Genomic DNA, 20,904 nt, shown 5'->3' on the forward strand with positions numbered 1-20,904 from the left:
GATGAATTTTAGTCTGCTCACGACAGAAATGCTGACGGCTTTGCTGGGCATCGGGTTGCTGGCCATCGGCTTGCTCAACCGGAAAAAAGATAGTCATCGCGGCGTCGCCTATGCGGCTGTCTTCGGCCTGTTGGGTATCCTCGTGGTCACCTTCTTCCAGTATGGCATCAACACCAACACCTTCCACCAACTCTGGATCCTGGACGATTACTCCGTTTTCATGAAGGAGATCTTCCTCGTCGCCGCGATCCTCGTCATCTTGTCGGCCATCGACTATGTAGATGGACTGCCCCGATTTAAGACCGAGTTCTACGCGTTGCTCGTCTTTGCCACCCTGGGCATGATGGTCATGGCTTCGGCAAACGACCTGGTCACTCTCTATGTCGGCATGGAACTGATGACAATCACTTTCTTCATTCTCGTCGCATATATCCTTGGCGACGGCCGTTCCTCGGAGGCGGGTGTCAAGTACCTGCTACTCGGCGGCGCTTCTTCGGCAGTGTTGCTCTATGGGTTGAGCCTCCTCTATGGCTTGACAGGTACCACGGTCATCCCCGACCTGCTGGCGCGGCTCACCTGGAGCCCTGCGCTGGCGATCGCCGTCGTCACCATCATTGCCGGTTTCGGCTTTAAGATCTCTGCTGTGCCTTTTCACATGTGGTCGCCTGACATCTACGAAGGTGCCCCGACGCCGGTCACCGGCTTCCTGGCGGCAGCCTCCAAAGCGGCCGGTTTTGCTGTCCTGGTTCGTCTATTTCTGGAAGGTATGCCCCTTCAGGGCGGCGCCGACTGGCTGACGGTCATTGCAGTTTTGGCTGGCGTCACCATGGTGATCGGCAACGTTGTCGCCATCCCCCAGACCAATATCAAACGAATGCTGGCCTATTCCTCTGTCGCTCAGGCCGGCTACCTGTTGGTCGGTCTCATGTCGACAGACGCTCCCGGCGTGAAGGGCATTCTCTTCTACGCTATGCTTTATGTGGTCGCTAACATGGGCGCCTTTGCTGTTGCTACTGCCGTCGGTCGGGCTATCGGATCTGATGAGATTGCTGATTATGCCGGACTGTCTCAGCGACAGCCTCTTCTGGCATCGGTGATGACCATCAGCCTGCTCTCGCTGGCCGGTATCCCGCCTCTTGCCGGTTTTGTCGGCAAGCTGTACCTTTTTTCGGCTATCATGGACAAGGGCGTCCTCTGGCCGGCCTTCCTTGGCTTCGTCATGTCCATGGTCTCCGTCTACTACTATCTGAATGTGTCCCTCTATATGTGGCGCGATGACCCGAAGGACGACCGGCCTATACCTGTTTCTGGCCCCATGAAGCTGACGGTCATCTTCTCCATGGTCGTGACTGTCATCCTGGGTATCTACCCGGGTCCGTTGGCAGAAGTGGCGACGGTGGCTGCGAAATCGCTTTTCTAAGGTATTCGATCGCTATCGATGGTAATAAAACAGGGGATGCAAGGTATTTCTATGACGTTGCATCCCCTATCCGCACCAAGCAAGGCCATACCTATCTCCAACTGCAGCTTCAGCACCGGTGGTGTTCAGCTTTCCGATGATCACTCGTTAACGGAAGGCCAGATGGGGTGAGGAAATGAACCGCGTTCTTCTGGGGCGATGGGGAGAAGAGAGGGCGCTGCAACACCTGCTGGGGCTGGGTTGGTCCTTGATCTGTCAGAATTATCGGACGCCCCGAGGCGAGATCGACTTGATCCTCCGAGAGTCGAATTGGATCGTCTTTGTGGAGGTTCGTACCCGGTCGTCGGAGCGTTTCGGGAGAGGCGAGGAGACGGTCGATTATCGCAAGCGCCGCAGACTGATGGCTACGGCAGGCCATTTTTTGGGCACTTATCAGGGCCCTCCGGGAGATCCCCGGTTTGATCTGATCAGCATTCTTCGCCTGGATAGTGGGGAGGAACAGTTACAGCACATCCGAGGGATGTTTACACCGTGAGAGTCGTTACGCTCGATATCTGCATGTCATCGCCCGTCAAAGACGAGTCGATGCTTTTTTCTTTTTAAAAAATCTTACCACAACCAGCAAAGTAAATAAAAGGAAATAAAAATATTGTGTCGAAAACCTCCTATACACACTGCTTTAACAGAAAAAAGCGTTTGGAGGTTTTGCTTTGCTCGCCCGCGTCCATAGCGTTGTATTAGAAGGACTGAACGCGCAGCCGATTGAAGTGGAGGTCGATGTGGCCAATGGTCTTCCGGCCTTCGACCTTGTCGGTTTGCCTGCTACGGCTGTGCGGGAGGCCCGAGAGAGGGTTCGATCAGCCTTACGCAACAGCGGTTTCGAGTTTCCTTTGCGACGGATCACTGTCAACCTAGCGCCTGCTGATGTGCGCAAGGATGGTTCGGGACTCGATGTACCTATTGCCATTGGGATTCTGGCGGCGACCGGCCAAATCGATGCAAGTCGTCTTCGGGACTGGTTTCTCGTGGGGGAATTGGCCCTCGATGGCGCCATTCGACCTGTGAGCGGCGTACTGGCCATGGCATGGGGACTGGCTCGAACCTGGCAGAGGAGATTGGAAGGTATAGAAGGAGATATATGTAAAGAAAGCCTCCATAAAACAAAGGTGCGCGGCGGCGCTACATTGATGAAGTTGCTTGTGCCCGAAGCCAATCTTGCCGAGGCTTCTCGGGTCAACGGGATCGAGGCTGTTGGTGCCGCTCTATTAAAAACTGCTGTAGAATGCCTGATAGGCCAATCACCTACCTTTTCTCCCGTTGCTTCTCAGAAAAGACAAGTGAGAAAGGCTCTCTATTCACGGGCATCAGCCAACACTGTGGGACTGTTCCCCTCGGGCATACCTGACTTGGCCGCTGTACGCGGCCAAACTGTCGCCAAGCGAGCACTGGAGATCGCCGCTGCCGGCGGGCACAATCTGGTCCTCATCGGACCGCCCGGAACGGGGAAAACGATGTTAGCCCGTTGCCTGCCCGGGATCCTTCCGCCGATGACCGACGAGGAAGCGATGGAAACGACAATGATTTACTCCGTCGCCGGCGCTTTGCCGGAAGGCGTCGGATGGGTGGACAGCCGGCCTTTTCGGACACCCCACCATTACACGACAATGGCGGCCCTTGTCGGCGGAGGGCGTCCGCCTCGACCCGGCGAGATCAGCCTGGCCCACAACGGTGTTCTGTTTATGGACGAGTGGCCTGAATTTTCACGGGAGGCACTGGAGGCGATGCGCCAGCCTTTAGAAGACGGGCAGGTCACTATCGCCCGACAAGGCGGCGCCGTCACCTTCCCTGCCCGTTTCATGTTGCTGACAGCCATGAATCCCTGTCCCTGCGGCCATCTCGGCGATCCCGAGAAGGAGTGCCTCTGCTCTCCTGTCTCAGTAGAGCGTTATCGCAACCGGATTTCAGGACCCCTGTGGGACCGGATGGACCTGCAGGTGGCGGTGACCCGTCCCACCTATAAGGAACTCGTCGATGCTACGACAGGGCCTCTAGCGGGAGAGGAGAGTTCGGAGACCGTCTTAAACCGGGTGATCGAGGCCCGGAAGCGGCAGTGGCATCGCAACCGAGCGCTAACACAGCGTCTGCCGCTGTTACAGAATCAACCAGCCGTCTGCAATGCCCACTTGGATGCTGAATCGTTAAAAAAAGTTGCGGAACTTGACAGCGAAAGCGAGACTTTGTTATCGCAAGCCTACCGGCGTCTTGGACTGAGCGGCCGGGGGTTGCATCGCATCTTGAAGGTTGCTCGGACTATAGCTGATTTAGACGGCGCTGAGAGAATCGGCCGGATCCACTTGGCGGAGGCGTTGCGTTTTCGGTTGTAAGGGATCGAAGAAAGGAACAGTTGCTGCCTTACAAATAAAGAACAAATTCAGAACTTTTTGCAGGATTTAACCATTATTTCGTCAAAATACGTCATCGAAGCAAAGAATGGTGGGGTGATTCGGGAGTGGAAGAAAAAAAGCTGGGCAATGCCGCTTCAGGAGCCGTTACATTGCTTGAACTGAGAAATCAGGTATCTAGAGACGCCGAGTTGGCTCCGCTTTATGCCGATGCATTGCTTACCAAGAAGCAGCAACAGCGCTAGGCCTTGCGGGATGTCGCCGTTGCTGCTGCCAAGTTGGCCATGGATGTTCCCGAAAGCAAGGGTCAGTTTGTAACGATAAATATGCTCGATCTGCAGCGCTTGTGTGAGTCGCTCTTCGCTCTTAATCAGATTGATGAGGAATTGAACGCTGTCGGTGAAATGGAAGATTAGGCGGAATCAACCCCTCTGCCCAAAGCGGTAAGGAGGGGTTTTTTCTTGACGAATTTTCCTACATTCTGTTGGAAAATGTGTCACCAGGACAAAAAGGAATTCTATCTTCATAGTCGAATAAGTAGGCGATTTCATTGCCTCTTAAAGACCCTACCCTCACCCGATATGTATCGTCGCCACAACAAGTTGTGAAGATGACCACAATTTTTCGGGCCTTTGCTTGACAGGGATTGGATAACCCGTTACTGTAGATATCGTTCGATGGTACGATTATCCAGACAGGTCAGGGAAGCAGGGCGCCGGTGATAGAGAGGGGACGAGACCTATGACCCACCCTCCGGCTTTATCAGAGCGGGATAGTTGGATTGCGCTGTCCGCGCTGCCCGGTATCGGACCTCGGCGGTTTTATGCCCTCTTAGGGCATTTTGGCACGGCCCGCAACGCTTGGCTGGCCGCAGATGAGCGCTGGGACGGTGTGGCCGGTCTAAGCCGGCAGGGTTGGGAGCGAACGTTGCAGGCGAGGCGGCGCGCCGATCGGGTGACTGTGCTGTTGCGCCGCCTTACCCAGGGTGATATTGCCGCCGTCCTCCTTATCGATGAACAATATCCCGCGCTCTTGCGCAGTATTCCCGACCCACCGCCTGTACTGTATGTGCGAGGAAAGCTCACGGCCGAAGATGAATCAGCCTTCGCCATCGTAGGCACTCGCAAGCCCTCTGCATACGGCGTGAAAGCCTGCGCTGCCATTGCCAGGGACCTGGCGCAACATGGACGAACGGTCGTCAGCGGCATGGCCCGCGGCATCGACGGGATCGCCCATCAAAGCGCCCTGGAGGCGGGAGGACGAACGATTGCCGTCTTGGCCGGAGGCGTCGACGTCATCTATCCGCCGGAACATGGCAAATTGGCCAGCCGTATCGTGGAACAGGGCGCATTGGTGAGCGAATACCCGCCGGGGAAGCGTCCCGAACCGGGTACTTTTCCGGTGCGCAACCGGATTATTTCAGGGCTCTCGAACGGTGTCATCGTCGTCGAGGCGGGGGAGAAATCAGGTGCGTTGATCACCGCCGATCAGGCTTTGGAGCAGGGGCGCGATGTCTTTGCTGTGCCGGGGCCGATCACACTGCCACAGAGCATAGGGACGAACCGGTTGATCCAGCAGGGCGCCAAGTTGGTCATCACCGTCGAAGACATCCTCGATGAGGTCCAACGTCAACTGACCCTGCCCTTATCCGCGCCTGCACACTCTTCCGACGAACAACTTTCGGAGAATCGGCTTTCATCTGATCAGTCCGAGGCGGAGCGCCGGATTCTGGAAATCCTTGACTGGGAGCCGAGAAGCGCTGATGAGTTGGCCGCCCGGTTGGGTCTTTCTGGGTCGGAGGTGGCTGCGGCCTTGACACTGCTGGAATTGAAGGGGCGCGTTCAAATGGAGCGGGGCGGCGGTTTTGTCGCCGTCTAGGTTATAATAGTATAAATGGATCCCGTCAGTATGGAATAGGTCATTATTGATAGATAAGAGGTGACCTGGTTGTCCAATAAGGTGCTTGTCATCGTCGAATCGCCTGCCAAAGCGAAAACCATCGGCAAGTTTCTCGGTCGCCGCTACCAGGTGAAGGCCTCCATGGGCCATGTGCGCGATTTGCCCAAAAGCCAATTTGGCGTCGATGTAGACGGGGGCTTTAACCCCAAGTACATCACCATCCGGGGCAAAGGAGAACTGTTGAAAGAACTCCGGACAGCCGCTAAAAAGTCGGACCAGATCCTGCTCGGGCCTGACCCTGATCGGGAGGGAGAGGCCATTGCCTGGCACCTGGCGCAGGTCCTTGGTGTTGATGAACATACACCCTGCCGCATTGAATTCAATGAGATCACCAAGTCGGCGATACAAAAGGCCGTCAAAAAACCGCGGCCCATCGATACGAACCGCGTTGAGGCCCAACAGGCCCGCCGCATCCTCGATCGGCTTGTCGGTTACAACCTCAGCCCGCTTCTTTGGCGCAAAATCCGCAAAGGCCTCTCCGCCGGGCGAGTGCAGTCGGTGGCGGTGCGGTTGATCAGCGATAGGGAAGAGGAGATCAACGATTTCACGCCTGACGAGTACTGGTCCCTGACGGCGGAGTTGAAAGCCGTCAAGGGGAACCTGCAGGCGCGGCTCGTCCGGCAGGATGAGAACAAGTTGGAGATCAAGAGCCGCGAAGAGATGGACCGGATCCTGGGGGAACTGGCCGGGCAGGTCTTTGCCGTCAGCGAGGTTAAGCGGAAGGAAAAGCGCCGCAACCCGTCGCCACCTTTCACCACCAGTTCCTTGCAGCAAGAGGCCTATCGCAAACTCGGTTTTACGGCCCGCAAGACCATGATGATTGCTCAGCAGTTGTATGAAGGTCTTGACCTGGGCAAAGAGGGCACCGTCGGTCTTGTCACCTATATCCGCACCGATTCGGTGCGCGTTTCCGACGGCGCCGTCGAAGAGGTCCGCCAGCACATCCAGACCCGTTTCGGCTCCGATTACCTGCCTGCAGAGCCGCGCGTCTACGAAAACAAGGGCAAAATCCAAAACGCTCACGAGGCGATCCGGCCTACCTCAGTGACGCGCGAACCGGAGACGTTGAAAGCAGTCGTGACCAACGACCAGTATAAATTATACAAATTGATTTATGAACGTTTTATTTCCAGCCAGATGAGTTCTGCCATTATGGATACGACGACGATCGAGATCAAGGCGGGAGCCTTCGGTTTCCGCGCTTCCGGCGCGGTGCTCAAGTTCCCCGGCTTCATGAAGGTCTATATCGAGGGGCGAGATGACGACAGCAAGGAAGAGGAAGGCCTCCTCCCCGAGGTGAGCGTCGACGAGAAACTGGACCTGCAGAAGCTTGAGCCGAAGCAGCATTTCACTCAGCCGCCGCCGCGCTACAGCGAAGCGACCCTCGTCCGTGCGCTAGAGGAACGAGGGATTGGGCGTCCCTCCACCTATGCGCCGATCATCGAGACCATCGTCGCCCGCGGTTATGTGGTTCGTGAGGATAAGCAGTTTTACTTGACCGAACTGGGCGAGGTCGTCGTCGATCTATTGAAGGAACATTTCCCCGACATTATTGATGTCGAGTTTACGGCTGACATGGAAGCGAAGCTGGACGCCATCGAGGAAGGTGCCGCTGATTGGAGGCGCATCCTCCGTGATTTTTATGAACCTTTCCGAGAGACCCTGGAGGAAGCCGAAGAAAAGATCGGCGAGATCGAGATCGCCGATGAGGTGACCGACCAACGGTGCGAAGTCTGCGGCGCCAACCTGGTCATCAAACAGGGGCGGTTTGGCCGCTTCTTGGCATGCCCCCGTTTTCCCGAATGCCGGTTCACCAAGCCGTTGCTGGAGGAAATCGGTGTGCCCTGTCCCAAATGTGACGGTCATGTCGTCATCCGGCGAACGAAAAAAGGTCGCAAATTTTTCGGTTGCGCCAACTATCCTGAATGTGATTACGTCTCCTGGGAGCGGCCGACCAATGTGCCCTGTCCCCTCTGTGACAAACCGCTGGTGCAAAAGGAGTCCAAAAAGTTGGGGACCCGCCGCGTCTGCATCACCGAAGGATGCGGCTATGAAGAGGCGGTTTCTGATGGAGAGAAGGGAGCTTCGACTGGATGGCCAGTCGGGGATCCCAGAGCACAAGGGGGACCTGGTGAACGGCGTGAACTCGCTGAACCTGGTGTGCCGTAACGAACGGAATCATCTATAAGCAGAAAATCGCAGAAGAACAGGTGACGATAGATTGACAGTGACGATCATCGGGGCGGGGCTTGCCGGTGCGGAAGCGGCTTGGCAGATTGTCCGGCAGGGAGTGCCCGTCCAGCTCTTCGAGATGCGTCCCACCGAGATGACGCCGGCCCACAAGACAGGCAATTTTGCCGAACTGGTCTGTTCGAACTCCTTGCGCGGGGCCGCCCTGGAGAACGCCGTCGGTCTTTTGAAGGAAGAGATGCGCCGGCTCGGTTCGCTGATCATGGAAGCCGCCGATGCCCATGCGGTGCCTGCCGGCGGGGCGTTGGCCGTCGATCGGGAAGGCTTTTCCGCCTGTATCACGGAAAAGTTGGTCAACCATCCCCGGATCACCTTGTGCCGGGAGGAGATCCGGGAAATCCCCGCTGCCCGACCCCTGATCATCGCGTCAGGCCCTTTGACCTCACCGGCCCTGTCTCGAGCCATCCAGGGTCTCACCGGTGAGGACTATTTCTACTTTTACGACGCCGCCGCGCCCATCGTCTATGCCGAATCGGTCGATCTGTCGGTGGCTTTCTGGGCCTCCCGCTACGACAAAGGCGACGCCGATTACCTCAATTGTCCCATGGACGAGAGTGAGTATGATCGGTTCTACGAAGCCCTCGTAACGGCTGAAGCCCATCCCCTGAAAGAGTTTGAAAAAGAGATCTACTTTGAGGGTTGCATGCCTGTCGAAGTGATGGCCAAAAGGGGAAAACAGACCCTCCTTTTCGGCCCCCTCAAACCGGTCGGGCTGATCGATCCGCGGACAGGCAGGCGCCCTTTTGCCGTCGTCCAGCTGCGCAAAGAGAACCGGCAAGGGTCCATGTATAATCTGGTCGGTTTTCAGACCCATCTTAAGTGGCCCGAACAGAAACGGGTCTTTCGCATGATCCCCGGTTTAGAGCAGGCGGAGTTCGTCCGCTATGGCGTCATGCACCGCAACACCTTCATCAACAGCCCCACGCTCTTGTTGCCGACGTACCAACTCCGCAAGGATCCGTCTGTATTTTTCGCCGGCCAGATCACCGGGGTGGAAGGGTATGTCGAATCAGCCGCTGCCGGTCTTGTGGCGGGATTGAATGCCGCCCGCCTCGTCCAGGGACGGAGTCCGCTCCGATTCCCGCCGGAAACGGCCATCGGCGCGTTGCCGGCTTACATCACCACTGCCGAGGCGAAGCACTTTCAGCCGATGAACGTCACCTACGGACTTTTTCCTCCGTTGGTGGAAAAAGTGAAAGGCAAAAGGCCTCGCCAGCAGGCCCACGCCCGCCGGGCGCTCGAGTCGTTGGAGCGGTTTATGGCAGAAAACCTTATTGTAAAGGAAATATAAAAAGGCTGGCAAAAGCAGTGAAAAGTCAGGTGAGATCATGGGCGAAGAAAAGTGCGGGAAGGTCTCTGAGAAGGTGAATCAGAAGGAGGAGCAGAGTGATGCAGGGAACGTGAACCCTCCTGTCGCGCAAAACACCCAGGCGCCGACCGCTGAGTGGGACTGTTGGATCGATCGCTACCTGCGCTACCTTGCCGCCGAAGGCAATCACGCCATCCACACCCGCAGCGCCTATGCCAGCGACCTGGCGCAACTGATCGAGCTGCTGGAACAGACCGACTCCGGTGTGCCTCGTCTCCCTGAAGTGTCCGCTGATCGCCTGCGCCTGTGCATTACCCGCCTCTATGCCGTCGGGATGGAGCGATCGTCGCTGGCGCGAAAGCTGGCCGCCTGGCGTGGTTTTTTTCGTTACCTGGTACGGGAGGGCCAACTGACCAGTCACCCCATGAAACGGCTTAAGTCGCCTAAGCTGGGCAGGCCGCTCCCTAAGACGCTGAGCGAATCAGAGGTTTCATGCCTCCTCTCGGCTGCCGAGAGAAGAGGCGATGAACCGCTGGCATTGCGCAACCTGGCCATGGTGGAACTGTTTTACGCCTCCGGTTTGCGGGTAGCGGAACTGTGCGGGCTCGATCTGGGCAGCGTCGACGCAGGCCTGGGCTATGTTCGCGTCCTTGGCAAGGGCGGAAAAGAACGGATCGTGCCTGTGGGAGAACAGGCGCTGGAGGCGATCAGTCGCTACCTGAAGCAGGGACGGCCTGCGTTGGCGCGGCGGCAGCGTGAGGTGTCGCCGGCTCTCTTTTTAAACCACCGGGGACGGCGACTCAGTGTGCGCGGCGCCCAGGACATCCTCTCCCGGATCGCCGACGGCGCCGCACTAGAGCGTGGGATCAGCCCCCATACGCTGCGCCACACCTTTGCCACCCATCTCCTCGACGGTGGCGCCGACCTTCGTTCGGTGCAAGAGATGCTTGGCCATGCCAAACTATCGACTACCCAAATATATACCCATGTATCGGCCGAACGGCTGAAAGAGATATACCACAAAACCCATCCGCGGGCATAAGATCAATCGCGAGGTTAGAGAGGAGATGGGCCTGATGAAGATGATGGGAACGACGATCGTGGCGGTGAAACGGGGAACCCAAGTGGCTGTTGCCGGTGACGGGCAGATCACCTTCGGCGATCGGACGATCATGAAAGCGACCGCCAAGAAGGTTCGTCGCCTCTACCAGGGGAAGGTCATCGCCGGCATCGCCGGCTCTGTCGCCGACGCCCTGACGTTACTAGACAAGTTGGAAAATAAAATCCAGGAGTTTCGCGGCAACCTGCTTCGCGCTTCCGTCGACCTGGCCAAGGAGTGGCGCACAGACCGATTCCTGCGCCGCCTGGAGGCGATGATTATCGCCGCTGACGCCGACCACCTGCTGGTCATCTCCGGCAATGGCGAGGTGATCGAACCGGATGACGGCGTCGTGGCCATCGGTTCCGGCGGACCTTACGCCCTGGCGGCGGCGCGTGCTCTGGCTCGCCATTCCGACCTGGCGCCGGGAGAGATCGCCCGGCAGGCGCTTGTCGTCGCTTCGGAGATCTGCGTCTTTACCAATGACCGGATCACCTTGGAAGAGATTGAAGGGACGGGTGAGAGATGACCGCCGTCAACCTGACACCGAAACAGATCGTTGAGGAACTGGACCGCCATATCGTCGGCCAGCAGGCCGCCAAGAAAGCTGTAGCCATCGCGCTGCGCAATCGTTACCGCCGGCAGTTGCTGCCGGAAAACCTGCGCGATGAAGTGACCCCTAAAAACATCCTCATGATCGGGCCGACCGGCGTCGGCAAGACGGAGATCGCACGCCGCCTGGCCCGCCTCGTGCAGGCACCCTTCGTCAAAGTGGAAGCGACAAAATTTACAGAGGTCGGATATGTTGGTCGCGATGTGGAGTCGATGGTCCGCGACCTGGTAGAGACGGCCATCCGCATGGTCAAAGCGGAACGGATGGAAGAGGTTAAAACCCGGGCGGACCGTGAAGCGGAAGAACGCCTTGTCGAACTCCTTGTCCCGCAACCGAAGGCCCCTAAAAACATGGCCAATCCCCTCGAAATGCTGTTCGGTGGCGGACAAACAAACCAGCCGTCTCCCTCTTCCGATGATCCGGGATTGCGGGAAAAACGGGCCATCATCCGCCAAAAGCTCAAACGTCTGGAATTGGAAGACGACTGGATTGAGATTGAAGTCGACGATAACGCCATGCCGCTCGGCGATATCTTCGTTGGCTCTGGGCTGGATGAGATGGGCGCCAACATCCAGAATATGCTGGGCCAGATCCTCCCTCGTGGCAGGAAGAAACGGCGCGTCACCGTCCGTGAAGCTCGCCGAATCCTGGCGATCCAGGAGGCGCAGAAGTTGATCGACATGGACGCCGTCACCCGTGAGGCCCTTGAGCGGGCCGAACAGTCCGGGATCATCTTCCTCGACGAGATCGACAAGATCGCATCGAGGGAAGGGGGGCAGGGACCCGATGTCTCCCGCGGCGGTGTGCAGCGCGATATCCTGCCCATCGTCGAAGGCTCCACCGTGATGACCAAATACGGTCCTGTCAAGACGGACCATGTCCTGTTCATCGCTGCCGGCGCTTTCCATGTGAGCAAGCCCTCCGACCTGATCCCAGAGTTGCAGGGAAGATTTCCCCTGCGCGTCGAGCTGGAGGCGCTCAGCCGTCAGGACTTTCAGCGCATCCTCACAGAGCCGGAGGGTTCGTTGCTCAAACAGTACGTGGCGCTCCTTTCGACAGAAGCAGTAGAACTGGTTTTCAAGGAGGAAGCGCTGGAAGCGATCGCCGCCATCGCCTATCGTGTCAATACCCAGACAGAGAACATCGGTGCCCGCCGTTTGCACACCATCTTGGAGAAAGTCCTGGAGGATGTCTCCTTCGACGCCCCTGATCTTCTCGACAAAAAAGTAGTCATCGATAAGGAATATGTGGAATCCCGTCTGGAAGGAATCTTGCAGCGTGAAGATTTAAGTAGATATATTTTGTGAAAAGCGTTATAATAAACATCTAGATAGAATATTTCCGAATATTCGGCGTCATACACATCACATAAGGGAGGTCTATTGGGGGAAAATGCGCACGCTGCTAGAAAAAACGCGTACAGTGAACCGTTTGATTCAAAAGTCAGCCGGGCATCCCGTCAACTTTGAAGAAATGGCCAAGATCACCAGCGAACTGATCAATGCCAACTGTTATATCATCGGCCGCCGCGGAAAAATCCTTGGCTTTAATTTCATGCCCCATTTTGCCTGTGACATCATGGCGGACATTGTCCACCATACGGAACGTTTTCCTGAATGCTACAATCAGGATCTGCTCCGCATCAACGAAACGCAGGCCAACTTCAGTCAGGTGTCGAACGCCTGTGTCTTCAATTATGGGGAAACGTGCTCTCATGGTCACAAACTCATGACCGTCATACCCATATTGGGCGGTGGTCAGCGTCTCGGCACCCTCGTCCTGGCCAAATATAATGAGGAGTTCACCGATGAGGATCTGATTCTCGCCGAATATGCTGCTACCGTTGTCGGGATGGAGATCCTTCGGGCGAAGGCGGAGCGTATGGAAGAAGAGGCGCGTAAAAAAGCGGCTGTCCAGATCGCCATCGGCACCCTTTCCTACAGCGAACTGGAAGCGGTAGAACACATCTTCTCCGAACTGGAAGGAAACGAGGGCTTGCTGGTCGCCTCGAAGATCGCCGATCGCGTCGGCATCACCCGTTCCGTCATCGTCAACGCCTTGCGCAAGTTCGAGAGCGCTGGCGTGATCGAGTCCAAATCTTTGGGGATGAAGGGAACGTACATTCGTATCCTCAATGACAACCTGATGGAGGAGCTGGAAAAACTGCGTCACTGATCGGATGACATTTGGCAAAATGAATCTGGTTGCAGTACCGTATCAGATAAAAAATAACGAACTTAGATAAACGAAAAAAGAAGGCACCTATCGGGTCAGCCTTCTTTTTTCGTTTTTTGCAGTGTTAGGAAAAGAGGATTTGTCAGAGGGACAGCGAAAACAGTGAGGCAGTATTGCGTAAAACCCAGGTGAAGGATCGCCGGGATAGGGGCATCGTCCGCAGAGGGCGGTATAGATCTCGCCATGGAAGGCCCGATTTTTTCAAGATGAGGTGAGCGCATGATAGGGTTTCTCGAAACGCCGATTCTTCGCAGTTTGGAAAAAGGTCTTGACGCAGCATCAACGCGCCATCAGGTGATCGCCGATAACTTGGCCAACGTAGATACTCCCGGTTACAAACGAAAAGAGGTCCAATTTGAAGATGAACTGGCGGCGGTCATCGACCGGGAGGCTTCCGGCATGACGGGAAAAAGGAGTGATCCCCGTCACATCCCGCTGAATGGGGGTATCGGCGACCTGTCAGTCCGAGTGGTCACGCAGGAAAGCGAGAGTTTCCGCAACGACGGCAACAACGTCGATGTGGACCGTGAGATGGCGCTGCTGGCGAAAAACTCACTTTGGTATAATGGCATGATCAATACGATCTCCCATAAATTATCGGGAATCAAGAATGTGCTTCAGGGGGTGCGGTAAGCGATGCGGTTTCTTTCCTCTATTGACACCAGCGCCTCCGGATTGACGGCTCAGCGTTTTCGCATGGACATCATCTCCAACAATCTAGCCAATGTGAATACGACGCGGACGGGAAACAGCGATGCTGACGGCGTCTTGCCTTATCGTCGCCAGATTCCGGTTTTCGCCGCTCGTCAAGCCGAAGCGGATACTTTTGCTTCAGCCCTTTCGGCGGCGGAAAACAGGAGGAACGCAACGGGCGGAGGGGTCCGTGTCGTCGCTGTTGCTGAAGACGAATCTGCTTTTAAGATGATCTATGATCCCCAGCACCCGGACGCGATCCGCACCGGTCCGCTGACCGGCTATGTCCGCATGCCCAACGTCAACACCGTCACCGAGATGGTGGACATGATCTCGGCGACACGGGCATATGAAGCCAATGTCACCGCCATAAACGCTGCCAAATCGATGGCGATGAAAGCCCTTGAAATCGGAAAGGGCTAAGCGGAGGCTCTTCATTACTTAGAATTAGTACTATATACCTACACACTTTATCAAAAATGTCTGCTATTATAACAATGGTTAAGGAGGCGGCCTGATGAACGGACTGCCCATTCGTTTTGACCAATTGCTTCCCTATCGCACCACCCTGGAAAAGGTGGAAAAACCTGCTGTCGGGAATAAGGTCTCGGAAGGGATGCCCAAGAGCTTCTCTGCTTTTTTGCAAGACGCCCTCAATCATGTGAACGATCTGCATAAGCAGGCTGATGCGGCCGCCGCTGAGCTGGCTGCCGGCAAGGCGATTGATCTGCACCAAGTGGTCATTGCCTCAGAAAAAGCCGGGATTGCCACGCAACTTACCTTGCAGGTGCGCAACAAGGTGATGGAAGCCTATCAAGAAATCATGAGAATGCAAGTTTAATACAATGCTAATCAGATCACGGTGAAAGGCTGCTGAACAATGGGTGAATTGTTGGAACGGTTGCGCAGCCAATTGAGCGAGCTTGTGGGTCGTCTCTCCCGTCAGCAGAAACTGATTCTGGGAGGCTCCCTCGTTGCGATAATCGTATCCCTGGCGGCGTTCGTCTACCTGGCCGGCCGTCCTGATTATGTCCCGCTTTTTCAAAACCTCGATCCTGCTGATGCGGGCGCTATCCAGGCCAAACTCAAAGAACAGAAAGTAGATTTCCAGGTTTCTGAAGATGGGAAAACCATCCTGGTCCCTTCCAAGGACCAAGCCAGCCTTCGGATTGAATTGGCCAACTCCGGTCTGCCCAAGGGAACCGGTTGGGGCTTTGAGACCTTCAATGAGAGTCGGTTCGGGGAAACAGAGAAAGAGAAAGAGATCCGCCTGAAAATCGCCACAGAAACAGAACTGTCGAGGACCTTGCAAAACATCCCCGGTGTGGAGAACGCGCGGGTGATGATTGTTCCGGCGACAGATTCCCTGTTTAAAGGCAACGCCACCGACGCCACCGCGTCGGTTATGCTGATCTTGAAGCCGTACGCGACCCTTGAGGAGAAACAGATCCGCGGCATCATCCATCTCGTATCGCGGAGCGTTAAGCAATTAAAGCCAGAAAATGTCACCGTCGTCGATAATACGGGCAATGTCTTATCGGAAGGTCTCTTTACGGCCGGCGGATCCGACAAAGTCAATTTGGATGGATTGGCGAAGGCTCAACTGCAGATGAAGAAGGACTTTGAGGCAAGTTTGGAGCAGAAGGCGCAGGATATGCTGAACCGCGCCCTCGGCGCCGGGAACGCCGTCGTCAAAGTCAGCACGGAATTGGACTTTTCTCAACAGGAAGTCAAGGATGTGAAACTCGGCAAACCGGTGCCTCTTTCCACCCGTGAAACGGAAGAAGCGGGACAAGGCTCCACCGGATCTGGAACACCAGGCACGAGCGCCAACATCCCCACTCAGCAGGCCACGAACAACAACACGAGCAGCTATTCGAAGACGGATTCGATCGTCAACAACGAGATCCCGAAGACGGAGACCCATACCGTCACGCCGCCAGGCTCATCGCTGAAGCGGCTCAGCGTATCGGTGATGGTGAACCGCACTTTGACGCCAGAAGAAACGCAGCAGTTGGAAAAGGCTGTCGCGCAGGCTGTCGGCATTCGCTATCCCATTCAGCCGCCTGCAGCCGGTCAACCTGACCGGGTGGAACAGATCAGCGTCCTTGGCATGGCTTTCGACCGGAGCGCCGTCGATGAAATGAACCGGATGGCGGAAGAACAGAAAGCCTTCCAACGCTACCTGATGATCGGCGGCGCCCTTATTGCCCTTGCGCTGCTCGTCATGGCCGGGTTGTATGCCAGAAGAGCCTATCTTCGTCGCAAGCCTGCGCCAGCGCCGGAACCGCTCCCCTCGCCGGCCTTCGATACGTCCGTGCCCACGCCGCCTGTCCCTGAACTGAGCCCGGAAGAGATGGAAAAACTTGCCCTCCGGGAGAAGATCGAGGAACTGAGCGAAACCAATCCCGAAGCGGTGGCCCGCCTGTTGAAAACATGGTTAGTGGACGAGTCGAGGTGATGTTGTGTCTGCCAAGTCGACCCTCACCGGCAAACAAAAGGCTGCCATACTGCTGATCTCCCTTGGGCCGGAGAAATCAGCCAAGGTGTTCAAGCACCTCAAGGAAGAAGAGATCGAGCAGATGACCTTGGAGATCGCCAATATCCGCAAGGTCACTCCCGAACACCGCGATTCTGTCTTCGATGAATTTCATCAATTGTTCATGGCCTCGGAATATATCAATTCCGGGGGGATTGACTACGCTAAAGAGATCTTAGAGAAGGCCTTGGGACCCCAAAAGGCCTTAGAAATCATCAATCGATTGACCCAGTCGCTGCAGGTGCGGCCCTTTGAATTCGTGCGCCGCACCGATCCGGGTCAACTCCTCAACTTCATCCAATCGGAGCACTCCCAGACGATCGCCTTGATACTGGCCTATCTCAATCCGGAGCAGGCCTCTATCATCCTATCGGCCCTGCCGCCGGAGCGCCAGTCCGACATCGCCCGGCGGATCGCCCTCATGGACCGCACATCGCCGGAGGTCATCCGTGAGGTGGAGATGGTGCTGGAACGGAAGCTTTCCTCTCTCGTCTCCCAGGAACATACCAGCGCCGGCGGCATCGATACCGTCGTCGAGATGCTTAACCGCGTCGACCGAGGCACTGAAAAATCGATCATGGAAGCCCTGGAGATTCAGGATCCGGAACTGGCCGAAGAGATCAAGAAACGCATGTTCGTCTTTGAAGACATCGTTATGCTCGACGACCGCTCTATTCAGCAAGTCTTGCGGGAAGTGGACACGAAAGACCTGGCCTTGGCGCTCAAAGGTTCCAGCGACGAAGTGGTGCAGAAGATCTTTCGGAACGTATCCAAACGGGCCGGCGAGATGCTGCGTGAAGATATGGAATTCATGGGTCCCGTCCGGCTGCGCGATGTTGAGGAGGCGCAACAGCGCATCGTCAACATCATCCGTAAGCTGGAAGAGGCCGGCGAGATCATCGTAGCCCGTGGCGGGGGGGACGAGTTGATTGTCTAGGGTCATCAAATCGGCTGCTTTTCGTGCCGAGTCGCCGAAGGTGCTGGAAGTGTTTCTTCCGATTTCCCCTGCCGGACCGCTGACAGAGGAGCCGCCGACGCCTCCCTTAGAGCCAGAAGAGACGGTCGAGGCCCAGGCCGAAAGGGTCCTCGAAGAGACGCGTCAGGCTGTTCAGGAATTGATGATCCAAGCGAGAGAACAGGCGAACGCCATCATCGCCGAAGCCCGCCAATCAGCCGCCGCAGTCGTCGCTGCAGCGGAGCAGGAGGGGGAGGCGATCCGGCGCCGTCATGCCGAAGAAGGGTATCAGTTCGGCGTCGCTCAAGGCCTGGAGGCGGCGCGGCAGGAAGCGGAAGCCATCGTCGCCGAAGCTTGGCGAGAAGCGGAAGCGGCGCGCCAGGCCAAAGCTGCCTACATCGACAATACAGAATCAGAGATGGTGGAACTGGCCATCACCATCGCGGAAAAGATCCTTGCCCATGAGATTGCCAACCGGCAGGATGTGGTGGTCCATATCGCCGCCAACGCCCTCAAAAAGGTGCGCGATATGAGCGCCGTGATCCTCAAAGTCAATCCGCAGGATTATCCGCTCATTCAATCGATCAAGCCGGAACTGATGGCCATGGTCAGAGGGTTGCGGACCTTAGCGGTAGAACAGGATGAGACGGTGTCGCCAGGCGGTTGTGTCATTGAGACCAACCATGGATATGTTGATGCGCGCATCGATGCCCAATTGGAAGAGGTCCGCAGGGTGATCCGAGAAGTGATGCACGGGTAGGTGGAAGGGCATGCAAAAGTATCTGCAGGCGATACGAACCATGGACCCGGTGCGACTCAACGGAAAGGTGTCACAGGTGATCGGCCTGGTCATCCAGTCTGACGGTCCCAGCGCCAACCTAGGCGAGGTCTGCCTCGTCTCTACCCAATCGGGAAAACAGCGGGTCCGCTCCGAGGTGGTCGGATTTCGCGAGGGGAAGACCCTGCTCATGCCCTTGGGAGAGATGGGTGGCATCGGTCCCGGTTCCCAGGTGCTGGCCACGGGAGACGTCTTGACGGTGGCTGTCGGGGAGGCGTTGCTCGGACGCGTCCTCGACGGACTCGGCAACCCGCTGGATGACGGTGGTCCTATCGCCACGACAGGTGATTATCCCTTGACAGCGTCGCCGCCCAATCCGTTGAAGCGGAAGCGCATTCAGCAGCCACTGCCCCTGGGCGTCAAAGCTATCGACGGCCTGTTGACCTGTGGCCGCGGCCAGCGGCTTGGCATCTTTGCCGGATCGGGTGTCGGCAAGAGCACCCTGCTTGGCATGATCGCCCGCAACACGACGGCTGATATCAACGTCATCGGTTTGATCGGTGAGCGGGGTCGTGAGGTCCGTGAGTTTATCGAAAAAGACCTGGGGCCGGAAGGGCTCGCCCGATCCGTTGTCGTCGTTGCCACGTCAGACCAGCCGGCGCTGGTGCGATTGAAAGGCGCCTTTGTGGCGACGGCAATCGCCGAGTTTTTTCGGGACCTCGGCAAGGATGTCATGTTGATGATGGATTCGGTCACCCGTTTCGCCATGGCCCAGCGGGAGGTGGGCCTGGCCGTCGGCGAACCGCCGGCCACGCGGGGCTACACGCCCTCCGTCTTCGCCATGCTGCCCAAGCTGCTGGAACGATCGGGCACCTCCGACAAAGGCACCATCACCGGGCTCTATACGGTGCTTGTCGACGGTGACGACATGAACGAACCGATCGCCGACGCCGTCCGGGGCATCCTGGACGGACACATCGTCCTATCGAGGGACCTGGCCGCCCAAAACCACTACCCGGCCATCGACATCCTGAGCAGCGTCAGCCGGGTGATGATTGAGCTGGTGTCGAAGGAGCATCGTGACGCAGCGGCGCAACTGCGGAGCGTCCTCGCTACCTATCGGGAGGCTAAGGATCTCATCGACATCGGCGCATACCAAAAGGGCGCTAACCCTCAGATCGATTACTCGCTGAAGAAGATCGATGCCTGCCGGGAATTTTTGCGACAGGATATTTTTGAGGCGATCCCCTTTGATGAAACCATCGGCAGGTTGCGGGATATCTTCGCCGCATGAAGCCATTTCGGTTTAAATTGCAGACGCCCCTCGACCTGAAACTGCGGCAGGAAGATGTCTTGAGGGGAGAATTACAGCGCCAACAGGAGATGGTGCGGCAAAAAGAGGCCGAACTGGCTGCCCTGCGGGATTCAATGGCTGCTGCGATGGATAATATCCGCCCCTGTCCTGGGGCGCCCTTCAATGTGGAGGAACGGTTGCTCTTTAACCAGTACTGGCTTCGCTTGAAGGAGTTAGAGGCGCGCCAGGAGAGGGAACGGCAACAGGAGCAGACCAAACTGGCCGAGATCAGGCAGCGCCTGCTGGAGACGATGCGTGACCGCAAGGTGATGGAGCGGCTGAAGGAAAAACATCTCGCCGACTACAAGAGAACCTTGTTGCGAGAGGAACAGAAACTGCTTGATGAAATGGCCCTCAATCGATTTAGCGGAAACGACGAATACAAGGAATAAGGGGGGAAGGAGATGGCTGACACAGAAGCGGCGCAGGGAGAGAAAAAAGGGATGTCCACGATGACGCTTTTTTTTCTATTGGCCCTCCCGGTCGTATTGCTGGCCGGGCTTGCCGCCGCCCAGATGACCGGTCTCGTCGACCTGTCTCCCCACTTGCGCAGCCTTCCGGTCATCGGTTCTTTCTTCCCGCAGAGGGATCCCGCGTCCGAGGGGTTCCAGCAGACACTGGAAGAGCACCGCATCGCTCAATTGCAAGCGGAAAAAGAAGCGTTGGACGCTAAACTGGCCGAGATGCAAGCGGCGGCGGCATCTGCACAGTCCACCGCTTCTCAGGACGACGCCGTGAAACAGCAGAAAGTGGAACTGGAACAGCAACTGGCCGCCCTGAAGGAACAGGCGGAGAAGGATAAACAAGCCCAGGCTGATCGGGAGAAATTGGCTGAGCGGCTCTCGGTGATGAAACCAGCCAGCGCCGCCAAGATCATGGAAAATCTCCCTGACGATATGGTCAATCAGTTGCTCAACGGGATGGATGTCGATAAGGCGGCCAAGATCACCGCCGCCCTTTCCCCGGCGCGGGCTGCCCGTCTCTCCATGGCAACAGGTGACGGCGATGCGGCGGCCCGGAAAAAGGCCGACTCGGATCTGAAAAAGAGCGAGCTCACCAAGAGCAACTACCAGAACCTAGCCCAAACGATGGCTGCCATGAAAGCCGACGACGCGGCAATGTTGATGGAGCAGTTGCCTGACGAAATGACCGCCTCCATATTGCGGGAGATGAACAAGGACGCGGCTGGAAAGGTGCTGTCGGCGTTGACCTACACCAATCCAACGCGGGCTGCGCGCCTCGTCAATTTGATGGGGAGGCCGGAAGGGTGACTGATCATAAAGCTTCGCTGAAAGGGG

At 56.8% G+C, this 20,904-nt stretch carries 21 protein-coding genes; all 21 read left to right on the top strand.

The features are described from left to right. Position 1: 1 nt before the first annotated feature. Positions 2-1,420: an NADH-quinone oxidoreductase subunit N gene (locus tag HM1_RS09985; RefSeq protein WP_012283262.1), complete on the top strand. Its 1,419-nt coding sequence runs from the start codon at positions 2-4 to the stop codon at positions 1,418-1,420. A 175-nt stretch (positions 1,421-1,595) separates the two neighbouring features. Beyond that, positions 1,596-1,955: a YraN family protein gene (locus HM1_RS09990; RefSeq protein ID WP_012283263.1), complete on the top strand. Its 360-nt coding sequence runs from the start codon at positions 1,596-1,598 to the stop codon at positions 1,953-1,955. Positions 1,956-2,130: 175 nt separating this feature from the next. Then, on the top strand, positions 2,131-3,804 hold the full coding sequence (locus HM1_RS09995) for a YifB family Mg chelatase-like AAA ATPase (protein ID WP_012283264.1): 1,674 nt from the start codon (positions 2,131-2,133) through the stop codon (positions 3,802-3,804). A gap of 125 nt (positions 3,805-3,929) precedes the next feature. Next, positions 3,930-4,067 (top strand): hypothetical protein, encoded by a 138-nt coding sequence (locus HM1_RS15800; protein ID WP_012283265.1) that lies wholly within the window; start codon positions 3,930-3,932, stop codon positions 4,065-4,067. A 3-nt stretch (positions 4,068-4,070) separates the two neighbouring features. Beyond that, complete coding sequence (locus tag HM1_RS15805) at positions 4,071-4,238, top strand: hypothetical protein (protein ID WP_187147769.1); 168 nt, start codon at positions 4,071-4,073, stop codon at positions 4,236-4,238. Between the two features lie 325 nt (positions 4,239-4,563). Continuing rightward, positions 4,564-5,700, top strand: a complete 1,137-nt coding sequence (gene dprA, locus HM1_RS10000; protein WP_012283266.1) for a DNA-processing protein DprA — start codon at positions 4,564-4,566, stop codon at positions 5,698-5,700. Between the two features lie 69 nt (positions 5,701-5,769). After that, entirely contained in the window at positions 5,770-7,950 is a 2,181-nt protein-coding gene (gene topA, locus HM1_RS10005; RefSeq protein WP_012283267.1) for a type I DNA topoisomerase, read from the top strand. A gap of 52 nt (positions 7,951-8,002) precedes the next feature. Next, positions 8,003-9,322 carry a methylenetetrahydrofolate--tRNA-(uracil(54)-C(5))-methyltransferase (FADH(2)-oxidizing) TrmFO gene (trmFO, locus tag HM1_RS10010; RefSeq protein WP_012283268.1) on the top strand — a complete coding sequence of 440 codons (1,320 nt, stop codon included), beginning with the start codon at positions 8,003-8,005 and terminating at the stop codon, positions 9,320-9,322. A gap of 37 nt (positions 9,323-9,359) precedes the next feature. After that, positions 9,360-10,382: a tyrosine recombinase XerC gene (gene xerC / locus HM1_RS10015; RefSeq protein WP_012283269.1), complete on the top strand. Its 1,023-nt coding sequence runs from the start codon at positions 9,360-9,362 to the stop codon at positions 10,380-10,382. 25 nt (positions 10,383-10,407) lie between these two features. Then, positions 10,408-10,968 (top strand): ATP-dependent protease subunit HslV, encoded by a 561-nt coding sequence (gene hslV / locus HM1_RS10020; RefSeq protein WP_012283270.1) that lies wholly within the window; start codon positions 10,408-10,410, stop codon positions 10,966-10,968. After that, positions 10,965-12,359, top strand: a complete 1,395-nt coding sequence (gene hslU / locus HM1_RS10025; protein ID WP_012283271.1) for an ATP-dependent protease ATPase subunit HslU — start codon at positions 10,965-10,967, stop codon at positions 12,357-12,359. Before hslV ends, hslU begins: the two co-directional genes overlap by 4 nt. Before the next feature lie 85 nt (positions 12,360-12,444). Continuing rightward, a complete protein-coding gene (codY, locus tag HM1_RS10030; RefSeq protein ID WP_012283272.1) occupies positions 12,445-13,227 on the top strand; it encodes a GTP-sensing pleiotropic transcriptional regulator CodY in 783 nt (260 codons plus the stop codon). Between the two features lie 279 nt (positions 13,228-13,506). Next, positions 13,507-13,920, top strand: a complete 414-nt coding sequence (gene flgB / locus HM1_RS10035) for a flagellar basal body rod protein FlgB (protein WP_012283274.1) — start codon at positions 13,507-13,509, stop codon at positions 13,918-13,920. A gap of 3 nt (positions 13,921-13,923) precedes the next feature. After that, positions 13,924-14,403: a flagellar basal body rod protein FlgC gene (flgC, locus tag HM1_RS10040; protein ID WP_012283275.1), complete on the top strand. Its 480-nt coding sequence runs from the start codon at positions 13,924-13,926 to the stop codon at positions 14,401-14,403. Positions 14,404-14,497: 94 nt separating this feature from the next. Then, positions 14,498-14,821, top strand: coding sequence for a flagellar hook-basal body complex protein FliE (fliE, locus tag HM1_RS10045; protein ID WP_049754109.1), 324 nt, complete (start codon positions 14,498-14,500; stop codon positions 14,819-14,821). A gap of 39 nt (positions 14,822-14,860) precedes the next feature. Continuing rightward, entirely contained in the window at positions 14,861-16,441 is a 1,581-nt protein-coding gene (fliF, locus tag HM1_RS10050; RefSeq protein WP_041313710.1) for a flagellar basal-body MS-ring/collar protein FliF, read from the top strand. A 4-nt stretch (positions 16,442-16,445) separates the two neighbouring features. Continuing rightward, positions 16,446-17,456, top strand: coding sequence for a flagellar motor switch protein FliG (gene fliG / locus HM1_RS10055; RefSeq protein WP_012283278.1), 1,011 nt, complete (start codon positions 16,446-16,448; stop codon positions 17,454-17,456). Then, a complete protein-coding gene (locus HM1_RS10060; RefSeq protein WP_041313712.1) occupies positions 17,449-18,234 on the top strand; it encodes a FliH/SctL family protein in 786 nt (261 codons plus the stop codon). The genes fliG and HM1_RS10060 overlap by 8 nt, the downstream gene beginning before the upstream one ends. Positions 18,235-18,244: 10 nt before the next feature. Beyond that, on the top strand, positions 18,245-19,546 hold the full coding sequence (fliI, locus tag HM1_RS10065; protein WP_012283280.1) for a flagellar protein export ATPase FliI: 1,302 nt from the start codon (positions 18,245-18,247) through the stop codon (positions 19,544-19,546). After that, positions 19,543-19,998 (top strand): flagellar export protein FliJ, encoded by a 456-nt coding sequence (gene fliJ / locus HM1_RS10070; RefSeq protein ID WP_041313714.1) that lies wholly within the window; start codon positions 19,543-19,545, stop codon positions 19,996-19,998. The genes fliI and fliJ overlap by 4 nt, the downstream gene beginning before the upstream one ends. Before the next feature lie 12 nt (positions 19,999-20,010). Then, complete coding sequence (locus HM1_RS10075) at positions 20,011-20,877, top strand: magnesium transporter MgtE N-terminal domain-containing protein (RefSeq protein WP_012283282.1); 867 nt, start codon at positions 20,011-20,013, stop codon at positions 20,875-20,877. Positions 20,878-20,904: the final 27 nt, after the last annotated feature.

The sequence above is a fragment of the Heliomicrobium modesticaldum Ice1 genome (genome assembly GCF_000019165.1).
Taxonomy (GTDB): domain Bacteria; phylum Bacillota; class Desulfitobacteriia; order Heliobacteriales; family Heliobacteriaceae; genus Heliomicrobium; species Heliomicrobium modesticaldum.

Coding starts and splice junctions, on each gene's coding strand:
- HM1_RS09985 (WP_012283262.1), top strand. CDS start 2: ATGAATTTTAGTCTGCTCACGACAGAAATGCTGACGGCTTTGCTGGGC.
- HM1_RS09990 (WP_012283263.1), top strand. CDS start 1,596: ATGAACCGCGTTCTTCTGGGGCGATGGGGAGAAGAGAGGGCGCTGCAA.
- dprA (WP_012283266.1), top strand. CDS start 4,564: ATGACCCACCCTCCGGCTTTATCAGAGCGGGATAGTTGGATTGCGCTG.
- xerC (WP_012283269.1), top strand. CDS start 9,360: ATGGGCGAAGAAAAGTGCGGGAAGGTCTCTGAGAAGGTGAATCAGAAG.
- hslV (WP_012283270.1), top strand. CDS start 10,408: ATGGGCCTGATGAAGATGATGGGAACGACGATCGTGGCGGTGAAACGG.
- hslU (WP_012283271.1), top strand. CDS start 10,965: ATGACCGCCGTCAACCTGACACCGAAACAGATCGTTGAGGAACTGGAC.
- codY (WP_012283272.1), top strand. CDS start 12,445: ATGCGCACGCTGCTAGAAAAAACGCGTACAGTGAACCGTTTGATTCAA.
- flgB (WP_012283274.1), top strand. CDS start 13,507: ATGATAGGGTTTCTCGAAACGCCGATTCTTCGCAGTTTGGAAAAAGGT.
- flgC (WP_012283275.1), top strand. CDS start 13,924: ATGCGGTTTCTTTCCTCTATTGACACCAGCGCCTCCGGATTGACGGCT.
- fliE (WP_049754109.1), top strand. CDS start 14,498: ATGAACGGACTGCCCATTCGTTTTGACCAATTGCTTCCCTATCGCACC.
- fliF (WP_041313710.1), top strand. CDS start 14,861: ATGGGTGAATTGTTGGAACGGTTGCGCAGCCAATTGAGCGAGCTTGTG.
- fliI (WP_012283280.1), top strand. CDS start 18,245: ATGCAAAAGTATCTGCAGGCGATACGAACCATGGACCCGGTGCGACTC.
- fliJ (WP_041313714.1), top strand. CDS start 19,543: ATGAAGCCATTTCGGTTTAAATTGCAGACGCCCCTCGACCTGAAACTG.
- HM1_RS10075 (WP_012283282.1), top strand. CDS start 20,011: ATGGCTGACACAGAAGCGGCGCAGGGAGAGAAAAAAGGGATGTCCACG.